5 protein-coding genes are annotated in these 11,516 nt (G+C 54.0%); all 5 read left to right on the top strand.

Annotated elements, in window-relative coordinates; genetic code table 11:
- Window positions 1–368 precede the first annotated feature (368 nt).
- Window positions 369–4,724, top strand: coding sequence for a glycosyltransferase (locus IAU68_RS08485; RefSeq protein WP_171192862.1), 4,356 nt, complete (start codon window positions 369–371; stop codon window positions 4,722–4,724).
- Window positions 4,725–4,913: 189 nt separating this feature from the next.
- Window positions 4,914–6,629 (top strand): asparagine synthetase B family protein, encoded by a 1,716-nt coding sequence (locus IAU68_RS08480; protein ID WP_171192861.1) that lies wholly within the window; start codon window positions 4,914–4,916, stop codon window positions 6,627–6,629.
- Between the two features lie 131 nt (window positions 6,630–6,760).
- The gene (locus IAU68_RS08475; RefSeq protein ID WP_328700688.1) at window positions 6,761–8,353 is read left to right on the top strand and encodes a heparinase II/III domain-containing protein; all 1,593 of its coding nucleotides are present in this window, start codon (window positions 6,761–6,763) and stop codon (window positions 8,351–8,353) included.
- Window positions 8,354–9,152: 799 nt separating this feature from the next.
- The gene (gene istA / locus IAU68_RS08470; RefSeq protein ID WP_231699006.1) at window positions 9,153–10,703 is read left to right on the top strand and encodes an IS21 family transposase; all 1,551 of its coding nucleotides are present in this window, start codon (window positions 9,153–9,155) and stop codon (window positions 10,701–10,703) included.
- A 3-nt stretch (window positions 10,704–10,706) separates the two neighbouring features.
- Complete coding sequence (locus tag IAU68_RS08465; protein ID WP_202880075.1) at window positions 10,707–11,474, top strand: ATP-binding protein; 768 nt, start codon at window positions 10,707–10,709, stop codon at window positions 11,472–11,474.
- The last annotated feature ends 42 nt before the right edge of the window (window positions 11,475–11,516 follow it).

Here is an 11,516-nt window from a genome sequence, read left to right as displayed (position 1 = left end):
GGCCTAGATTCCCGGGGCCAACGAAGAAGAATCTCTGATTGGTTCCGGGAATGTCTTTGCCTGCTCGTCTAAGTCCTACCTTTTCAGGCAATTATTGTTCTTGTTGCTGAATTCATGTCCAGCACTGAAAATGTCTGGTTGCAGTCATTCGCATAAATGGCCGTTAAACCGTGCTCTAGTGCAAGTCGGGCATGATGCGGGATTAGGCATTTGATGGGGCTCGGGTAACGCCTCGATCGTTTCAGGGGTTCGGAGGGGGTACTCGATCAGTCGCATGATGGTGCTTTCGAGTGTCATGATTTCGGCATTGGGGGGGGGGCAGTTTAAAGCGTCCTAGGTCTAACTCCGGCCATTCCAAAAATTACGCCATGGCAACTCCAACCAACGAGGTACTCGCCGCGTACAAGACAGGGGGGCTGCACTCTTATCAGGCTCTGTTCATGATGCCGGGTAAAGTACCGAAGACACAGGTGTTTCACACGGAGGTTAAAGTGAGTCGTTCCGTAATAAAGATGTGTTTGTCGGTAGCTGCGGTGGCTTGGGTCGTGGCATGGGTGCTAATCATAAGTCACAGCACAGAACTCGGGCCAGTAGTATTGACTGGGCAACTGATACTAGCGGTTGTGCCAGGTATTTTGCTCTTTGCGGTGGCTGGTGTTCTGCGACGGCGGAATGCCGCAGTAAAATTGCGTGTAGAAGCTTCCAACAAGAATGCGAGCGATATTCAGCGTCTCGCCGAAGATACGTCCAAGACAGCCAAGCGGTTGACGAGGGTGGAACGGGCTACCGCCAACAATTCGAATAAACATATAGAGGTTGCTGACAATCTGGGCGTAGAGGTTTCGCACCGAAAAGATACACAAGCCAGACATCGTTCGCTGCTAGATCAGCACTCCGCAGCTCTGGATCAATTGGAGCGGCATTTTCGAACGGCTGACCAGCATCTCAGTGGTACCCGCAGCGCAATAGATGCGGCAATTGCCGATTTGTCGGCTGAAACAGCTCGACGACAGGCTGCTCAGGCTAGGCACCGCAAACTTCTAGATCAGCACACTACATCGGTCAAAAAGTTCGAGCGGCAGCTAGCGTCAGTTGAAGAACGCCTCAATAGAGCCGAACAGCGGCATTCTGCCGTTGTCGCCGGGATTATGAAGCTGGCTGCCGCCGATGGCGTGGAAGCAGCCCAGTACGTCACTCCCTCTGTGGGGAGTCGGGTTCTCATTGACGCACTCGAGACGGATGATAACTTTGCGATGCTCCTTCTAGTTAGAGCGAGCGAAAGTGCACCGGAGGATGCCACTCTAACGCAGTTGCGAAAAATCGTTCAGCGTCTTCGCCGCATGGGATACCTTAGGGAATCAGCCAAGGCAATGTCGTGGGTATCTGCGAAGTCGGGAAAGCAACTCGACACGAACCGCGAGGCCGTTTTGGACTCAGAAGCGGCTATGTACGAAGGGGTGATGCCTAGTCCAGCCGATCTGCCGGACTTCCGTCCCGATCGAAACTCGGCTGTAATTTTGCACATGGTTGGGAAGAGTTTGCCAACCACTCAGACTGGGTACACACTTCGTACGCATTACACCGTTATGGCTCAGAAGCGACTGGGGCTCGAGCCCGTCGTGGCCGTGCAAGCCGGAGGAGATGGAGTCGCCTTTGAGCATGCTCAGACGCATATCGTAGACGATATCCGGTACGTAACTCTTGGCGGCCAAGCACGCAACTCGATTCCGTGGGACGAATGGCTGGAACTAAATATTCGTGAGTTTGCAGAAGTTGTTTGCCGTGAGCGGCCGGCGATTATTCACGTGCATTCTGATTTTGTAAACGCAGTGATTGCTCAAATTGTGGGTGAGCGTTACAACATCCCAGTTGTTAACGAAACGAGAGGATTCTGGGAGGAAAGTTGGCGTTCACGCACTGCGAAAAGCGAGAAGTGGGATGATATCTCGGTTGTCGAGCGTGTGGCCGGACTGCCACTCGCGTATTTGGGTCGGCAGGAGAGGGAAGCCGAGTTCCGTAGCCGTGCGACTGCAGTGGTGACTCTTGCGGGCGTGATGGACGAACACATCCACTCCTTGGCCGACAAGCTGGAGTTGCCGGTCAATGATGTCCGGGTAATACCCAATGCAGTGGAGGCAAAGTCGTTTCCGATAGTTTCGCGGCCGCTCAAGTTAGCGAGCGACCTACAGATCGACGAAGAGGAAGTCGTTATCGGCTACATTTCCTCGATTGTTGAATATGAAGGCATAGATACCCTCATCAAGGCATTCGCTCTATTACTAGCGGCGGCAAGAAAACTTGACCAATCTAGAGACCTGCGTCCCGACGAATCCGAGATGGGCGGTGGGGCGTTGGACGGGGGTGCGACTGTTACACCTCAGGGTCTCAGAGGCACGGAGTTGAGCGCAGCTTTGGCTGATACTCTCGAAGAGTTCGAGCGTGGAACTGGGCTTGATTTCGGGCAAAGCAGCGCGCACGCGCTCAGCGATGAGCTTCTGGCGCACGGGGCAAACCCGAACATTCGTCTACTAATCGTGGGCGATGGTGGTGAGAAAGCCAACCTGGAATCGCTTGTCCGTGATCTGCAATTGGAAGACCGCGTCATCTTCACCGGACGGGTTCCTCACGAAGATGTGTTGTCCTACTATGGTCTGATTGACATCTTTGTCGTTCCTCGAAAACCGTCTGAGGTTACTGACCTTGTCACGCCGCTCAAGCCCTTCGAGGCTATGTCGACAGGGCGGGCCTGTATTTTCTCCGATGTGCGGGCGTTGCGTGAAATTGCTGAGGAGGCGGGAAGTGTTCCCACCTTCGAGGCGGGAGATAGCCGCAGCCTAGCGACTCAACTCGCACGGTTGTCGGGGGATTCGGAACTTCGGGAGCAGATTGCTTCTGAGAGCGCGGAATGGGTTCGTAATGCCCGCTCGTGGGACGTTAATGCCATCAAATACTTCGAACTTTACCAGGACCTGGGTCTTGGGCGGGAGCTACCAGAGTTTGCTAGGGCGTTTAAGGAGCTCACCCAAAAGGGGCACAATCCGGGCCAGTTGGTGGAGATTCTCGAGAGCGCAGAGTGGCCGTCACCGGATGGTTGGTTTGTAATGTCCCCCTCAGATCAAACAGCCGACGAGATTATCTCTGATGGGTGGCGGTTTGAAGGTTACGACCCAGTAAGGCTAGAAATTGGTTTTGACTGGGGCGCACCGGGATCTAAAAATCGATCATGGGGCTTCCATCTCCACACATGGGAATTTATGGACCCGGCCCTTCAGGAATTCGATGAAACCGGCTCGTCTTCCTGGCTCGATTGGTTACTCGACACCGCGACCGATTGGGCCCGATTTGAGAGGAGGGAAGCGCAGACCGACCAGCACGAAGAATCAATGACCTGGTATGATATGGCCCTGAGTTTGCGAATGCCAAGGTTGGCGCGGCTGCTGGTCTATGCGGCAAAGTCGGGGCGGCAAGAATCTGTGATCGAGCTCTTGCCAGTAGCGATCAAACATTGCCACGAGATTCTGAAGACTAAAGCATTCAACATTAAGAACAACCACGGATTCTTTGCTGGTGCTGCGTGTCTCGACTGGGTGCGCGTTCTCCCAGGGTTTCCCTATGGGGAAAAGCTGCAGGAAAGTGGCGAGCGCAGAATTAACGCTATGATCGAGCGCCAGTTTGCTCCTGATGGTGGGCACCTAGAGCATTCTCCCGCCTACCACTTCATGCTCCTGGAAAGTTTCTCCGACGCAATGGCGGATGGGTTGTTCGAAGATACGGATTTGGAAGCGATCCTAAAACGCGCATCTTACGCAGCAGGATGGATGATTCAACCGGATGGCAACCTTGTACAGCTTGGAGACACCGACGACAAGGTGGTGAACAGCGACGAGACGTCGATAGTAGATCCCCACACACAATTTATTGTCAGTGATGGCGAGCAGGGAGTTGCTGACGAGCGAGAGCTGGCAATGCTGCCTGAATCAGGCTTCGCTTTCGTTCGGTCGCCTCAACCTACTAAGCGTGGTGAGCGTATTGATAGCGCCTACCTAGCCTTTCAAGCTGGCTTTCACTCCCGAGCTCACAAACATGCAGACGATCTTTCGTTCACGTGGTTCGATCGTCGTCAAAGTATTTTGGTTGATTCAGGGCGATTTGGTTACCGAGACCTCTTGCCGAAGGACTCTCCCGAGCGCTTGAAAGGCTTCTATTACGGTGCACCAGAGCGTCAGTATGTAGAGTCGACTAGGGCTCATAACACCTTGGCGCCAATGGGGGAGGATCAAGAGCGAAGAGAACGAGAACCGTATGGCTCCGCACTTCGGCGCTGCATGCAGGACGGAAAAGACTTCCTGTTGGAAGGAGTCGTTAAACACGGAACTTTTGAGCACAAGCGAGTGATTAAGCTTCGTCCACATGACAGTTTGTTCGTGGAGGATCAGATTCTGTCACAGTCAAACTGCGAGTTCGTTTCGTGGTTCAACGTTGATGGAGCGGCGACGCTTGAGGTCGACGGAGACACTTTACTGTTTAGGTTCCCGGGTGAAGATTGGACGTTGGCAGTTTCGGGCTCCGGTACGCTGGTTGGTCCGGTACGTGGGGGAGAGAGCCCACTCACCGGATGGCGGTCGAGACTAGAAGGGCTAGTCGAGCCTGTATGGAATTTCGGGTTCAGTAAAATATTTTCTTCAGGAACCTTCCATACGCGATTCCACTTCATAGACGATTAAATAAAGCCGGTAACTTCGCAAGGGCTACCCCTTGCGTTGGTCTGGTATAGCATCCAAAGATCGGTAATCCGTGCTAAATATCTCTAGAAATCTAAACGATTGATTTGGTCACGTACTCTTGACATTCGTCGGATGCGGTGCCTACTGGCTTGCGAACATGAATAACCTTTCGGCATTGAGGAGCTTGTGATGAACATCAATTTTGTTTGCGTGAGATTAAAAGACAACGTAGAAAGTTTCGAAAGGCGGCGGGACGCGGCCATAGACTTGGTCCGGCAGGTTGCACCCTCCGAAAACCCGTTTTACTATTCTGACAGTCGGGTAGCCATATATAACAGCAATGTCACAGATTCGGCTTGGAGTGAGAGTCCTGTATACCGTGCTGGTGCGACGATAATTTCATTCTCACAGCCACCAATCCCGATCGATATTGAGCTGCATAATTCCCGAGCCTACTGGGACGAAATTTCAAACGTGGTTGCCAGTGAACAATATCACCGCCTACTAGCTGGAAGCTTCGGTATTTCGCTGCAGCAAGGAAATGTCAGGGTCTGGACAGATTACCTTGGACTAGGCAGATGCTTTTACCTTCAGAATGAAGAGTTTTTTGCGGCGTCCAATCATTTGGGAGCTCTTACCAAGTTCGCGACCAGTAAACTTCAGGTAGATGAAGAGGCGCTCGGAGGGTTCGCCGCAGTTGGTTTTTACTTTAACGATCTCTCCCCAGTGAAGGGCATCCGCCATCTAGGAAAATCCCAACTGATTAGCGTTGATCGTGACGGAAGTATCACTAAGCGCAACTACTTCGACCTAACTACATTAGTGTCTCCAGATCCGGAAGGAGTATCAATTGACGAAACGCTGGCAGAGTTGCAGACTGTCGCAAGAAATACCGATTTATTAAGCAAGGAGACATGTACCGTTGCGTTGAGCGGTGGACGAGATTCACGCATGACAGCCGCAATTTGGCTATCAGCCGGCTGTGACGCAGACGTCCGAACTATCGGTACGTTGGAAGGCGAAGCCACTATCGCAAAAGAACTAATGCTTCGTTATCCCGAGGCGTCACGGTCAAATTCCGTAACTCACCGCATTTCTTACCCAGATCTTAAACCGGTCTCAATGCCATTTGGCGACAGAATAGAAAACGCATTCTCTTTATGGGATGGCGACGCCAATCCAAAGGTTCTGGATTCAGCTGTGAGGTTTACCCGCCCGAAGCGTGTGTCCATCGGTGGTATGGGCGGTGAAATTTGCCATGGCTACTACTACCTCCGCCCTGGTCAACTTGAGAAACTTGCCAAAAACGTGGATCCGTTAAGTGAAATCGAACGGCGCTTTACCAAGCGCGCTATCTCGGACAAAAGCCGAGAAGCCGTCTCCCTCGCCGTGCGACAAACCGCAGGGGAAGCTACAGCACACGGCATCCACGGTGTAGAAAGAACCGATTACTTCTATCTCGTCCAAAAGTTTATTAGGTGGCCCCGACAGAAAACAAACTTTGCGAGTGCAGTGTTTTTGTCGTCACCGAGTTTCATTCGCGCTTCTTTCAGAATAAAACCGAAAGAGCGTGTTGAAAAAAAGCTTGTGACCGACCTCGTAGCTGCAGCAATCCCTGCATGGGTGGATGTGCCAACGTACAAGGCTTCATCTGAGGATTTGAAAGTGTATGGATCCGCGAAAGCTCTATCCTTCCAAAAAGACCCAGAAGACTTTTGGAGAATTTTCAATAATGCGGATCGCTGGCAGCCGTACTTCGATACAAGCCGATTTGAGGAATTTATCGAATTGGCTCTAGCCGATCAGGGGCTGCCAATTCACCAATCTTGGTTCCATACCGCCATTTGGATTGATGAGACTCAACGACATATCGAACGCCTGGAACGGGATCGTCGTAAGCTTTAGTCACCCAGTCACGAGCTGAAGGAAATCAATTGCAATCGTTTATAACGCCCGAGGAACTGAATAAACTTCCGTGGCCAGATCCAACAGGTTGGTTCACGATCGCGCAACCCAAAAGGTCTGCAGATGACGTGATGCTGAGGGGCTGGGTAATTGGAAACAAAGCTCCAATCCATTTCAGGAAGGGAATGGACTGGGCGAGCCCTGGCGAGAGAGACCGGAGTTGGGGATTCCATCTTCATTCATGGGAAGCGCTAGATGCTGCGTTACTGGGAATCGGCAAGCATCGAGATCGGGATAAGCTGAGATGGGTTTTGGATATTGCCTCAGATTGGGCGGCCTTCGCATTGCACCGTGACACCCCGAGTTCAATGTCTTGGTACGACATGTCCCTCAGTTTGCGGATGCCTAGACTTGCGAGAATTATGATATACGCGGCGCACTTAGGGTTTGATGATGATGTTCTCAAACTATCTGAGATTGCGCAGCTTCACGGTTCAAAAATTCTCGAGCCCGCCGCATTTAATCCAAGAAATAATCATGGGTTTTATGCAGCCGCGGCAACGCTCGACTGGGCAAATCTTCTGCCTTTCAGTGAGGGGCAAAAACAACTCAAATTACTTGGGCATGAGCGAATGAGTACAATCACTGCCACTCAGTTCGCCTCGGATGGGGGCCACCGCGAACACTCCCCTCAGTACCATCGGATGTTGCTAAAATCTTTTGAAGATGGATTCAACGGTGGAATTGTTGCGGATAGCGACATCGCCTCTACCATTTTGAAAGCCTCGAACGTTCTTGGTTGGTGGGTGCAGCCCGATGGCTATTTCGTCCAGTTTGGTGATTCGGATCATCAAACCGTTGACCGCATGAAGCTTAGCGCCATCGACGAACACACACAGTTCATCATTTCCAATGGTGCAGAAGGCGTGCCGGCCGATTCGGAGATGCTCGTCCTTCCCGATTCTGGTTACGCGATCGTCAGATCTCCGCAGCCGAAAGCTCCTGGGGAACGAATTCTGTCAAGCTATTTGGCATTTCAGGCTGCCTTTCACTCGAGGGCTCACAAGCATGCTGACGATTTGACTTTCGTCTGGTTCGAAAAAGGGCAAGAAATCTTATGTGATTCGGGTCGATACGGGTACGTGGATTTGCTGCCTCCAGAATCAGAGGATCGGCTCGATGGATTTTACTATGGTGCGCCCGAGCGCCAACTTATGGAGTCCACATACGCGCACAACACCGTATCGGTTAATGGGCGGAATTTGGACCGTAGAGTCCGCAAACCTTACGGCTCTGCGCTGGGTAAGTGTTACGAGCTCGACGAGCGATTTGTGCTATCGGGCTCCGTCACGCATAAAGATTTTATTCACGAACGCTATCTTGATCTTTGTCCTGGCAAGAAACTGGTTGTGTCGGATACTGTAGTGCCTCTAAGCGCCCCGTCTAACGCAGTAGCGTGGTTCAACTTGAACGGAGATGCAGAGCTGGTAAATAAAGAATCCGATTCGCTGGTTTTTGAATTGCCGAATGGTGCCGGGCTGCTGCGCGTCAAACATAATGGTCGGCTTGTTGAACCTGTGAAAGGTCAAACCTCCCCCCTCCGAGGTTGGCGTTCTTATCGCGAACGGGAATTGGTACCGCAGTGGAATTTTGGAATTCGAAGAACTCTCGGTGAGGTAGGAACTATCACTACTGAGTTCCATCTAGATGAGGAGGGCTCGTAACTGGTTGAGTGCGATCAATTTGGCTCAATTGATTGTCATGAAGATTGCGCCTGGAGTTTGAGCTCTCGAAACTGCTGGTTATGCACTCGGTACAGGTGAGTGATCGGATAGCGATTGGAGAGAACGTGCGGAGTCGTTGAGTCAATCGTTTGTGAACGGTTTTGTAGGTTGATTCGAACGAGCACGTCTAGAGTTGTCAAAATCGCAGTTGTGCGGGGTCGTACGCAAGATCGACCGTATACTCTACCTCATCTTCGACGTGATTCTGTCCGCAATCGAGCCACATACGGCAGTTGAACCATTGCGGCAGGTCCTGAAGGTCGGGTTCGATCCCGTTGGGGACCCACACCGACAGAAGGTGGCTCTTCTGCACGGGGAAATGCATTGCTGCCGTCGACGTTTGATGGCGCGGTCGGGGTGGATGTGCTGGGGATTCAGGCGACGGGCTCGACTGTAGACGTCTTCTATGTCTAACGGCCCTACCTGCTCATGGTCGGCGAGGTGCTAACACCCGACGTCGTGATGGATGCCGCAACGCTGACGGGGGTCCGCACGCCGGCGGTTGCGGTGGCGGGTGTTGCGCGGTCGTATCTAGTAACACCGTGGTGAGTATCGAGTAACGCGTTGGTGAGCATCCAGTAACAGTCCGGGGGAGGATTCTGGTGACCGCGTGACTTCAGGGCACGCGGCGTTACCAGAGGAGTCTGATTGTGACTGACTACCGGGCGGTAATGGACCACCTACATCAGATCAGACACACCGCCAAATCTGTTCGAGTTCGCGGTGCTCGCACACCACCGTGCAAAAAGCCCGCGATGCACTGGTGGAACACAACATCGCAACCCGTAAGCAACTTCGTGGGGTTGCGGATCATGAGCTGGCGGACTGGTTCGTCGACGGGCGCAGCCATGCTCAGGGGGATTTTGTCCCGATCGATTTCGACGCTGTCGCCAAAGCGCGCACCGGGCGCAACAAGGTGACCCTGCAGGTGCTGTGGGGCCGCTACACCGCACAGCCTACGGGCACAGGCCAGCGGTATTACAGCTACGAGCGGTTTCGCCAACTTGTGGCTCAACACGTCGATGCAGCCGGGCTGACCGCCAGGATCACCCACGCTCCGGGCCATACGATGCAGGTGGACTGGGCAGGCACGAAGATGCGGCTGTTTGACCCCACCGGCGGGCAAGGCTCGAAGGTCAGTATCTTTGTCGCCTCACTGCCGTATTCGGGGATGGTGTTCGCTTGCGCGTGCGCGGATGAGCGCCAGGACGCGTGGCTTGCAGCTCATATCCGCGCGTTCGAGTACTTCGGCGGGGTCGCCGAGGTCACCGTGCCGGATAATGCCTCGACGGCTTCGAATGCGATCAGTGCCGCGGACAAAAATCGCCGGGTCAACTCCACCTACGAGGAGTTTTTGGAGCACTACAACACCGCCGCGTTGCCGGCTCGGGCGAAACGACCCAAGGACAAGGCCAGCGTTGAAGCTGCAGTCAAGATCGTCACCCAGCACGTCATCCACGCACTCGATGGCCACCAGTGCGTTGGGATAGACGAGCTCAACGCAAAAATCACCGCCCTGGTCGATGGGATCAACGCTGCCGAACCGTTTCGCGGCAATGCGACGAGCAGACGCGCATTGTTCGATCAGTTCGAACGCGACGTGCTCACCGCGCTGCCTGAAACACCGTGGCAGCGTACCGAATGGAAACGCGCCAAAGTCGCGCCCAATTTCCACATCAGAGTGCACAACGCGCACTACTCGGTGCCGCACCGACTGGTGGGCCGCACCGTGGATGTGCGTATCACCGGTGACAGCCTCGCCGTCTTCGACGCCGGGCAGCGTGTGGCCACCCACCAACTCGCACGTGCCCGCGGCGTGTATGTCACCGACACCGACCACATCCCGGCGAACATGGGTGGCACCCGTGGGTTGTGGACAAGCGAGTACTTCCTGCGCGAAGCCGCCAAAATCGGGCCGGCCACCCGCCAGGTGATTGCCGAGCTCATCGAAGCCAAAGCGATCCCTGCCCAAGCGTACCAAGCGTGCCGCAACGTGCTCAACATGGGCAAACACGCCAACAAGCCAATCCTCGAAGAAGCCTGCCGGCGTCTGGTGTCCACCGACGGTGCTAGGCGTGCCGTGTCGTATACCGCGGTGAAAAACATGATGGCCGCCGTGCGCAAAGACACCTCCACACGACCCACCGGCACTGACCTTTCAACCAATCTGCCAACACGCAGACCCACCCAAGACGTACCTGCGCCGACAGCGCGTGACACACGCGGCGCCTACCTCGGTGGTGCTGGGCAGTTCAGCCTCGAAAACCTCACCAAGAAGGGATCTGCATAACCCATGCCCCACCCACAGCCAGCATCAGCATCCGCCCGCTTCCTCGATGAATCAGTCCTTCCGATCTTTACCGACCTGCGCATGACCGCCTTCGGACAAAGCGTCATCGACATCGCCGCCGATCCCGCCTTCGACGATTGGAGCTTTTCCGACAAGGTGCTCTACGCACTCGATAAAGAGGTAGCGGCCAAGCGTGAGAGGCGAATCAACAAACTGCTCAAAGCATCCCGATCGCCAAATCCCGATGCTTGCATCGAAGACATCACCTACACGCCCGGCCGCACCATCAACAAAGAGCAAATCACCCGACTCGCTTACTGCCAATGGTGCCAAAGCGCACAAAACATTGTCATCCTGGGCAAATCCTCCGTCGGCAAAACCTACCTCGCCCAAGCACTGCTCACCGCGGCGTGCAGAAACGACTACTCCGCACGCTTCTTCCGCACCGACACACTCGCCAACCACCTCGCCGTACTCAAACACGACGACCCGGCCCGCATCACATTCCTCGAAGACCTCCACCACACAGACGTGTTAGTCCTCGATGATTTCCTCACCACCCCAATCGATGCCGCCACCGCACACCAACTACTCAACATCCTCGCAGAACGCGAACCCCACGGATCCACCATCGTGACATCCCAGTTCACACCCGACGAGTGGTACAAATCCATCCCCGACGCCGTCATCGCCGAATCAATCCTCAACCGACTCGTCGCCGGCGCCGAAATCATCACACTCGAAGGCACCAACATGCGACTGACCCAATAACCCCACCGAAATCCCAAAACGCCCGGGTGTTACTCGATACTC

The sequence above is a fragment of the Corynebacterium lujinxingii genome, from assembly GCF_014490555.1.
Taxonomy (GTDB): domain Bacteria; phylum Actinomycetota; class Actinomycetes; order Mycobacteriales; family Mycobacteriaceae; genus Corynebacterium; species Corynebacterium lujinxingii.
This window is presented reverse-complemented; position numbering and strand designations above follow the sequence as displayed.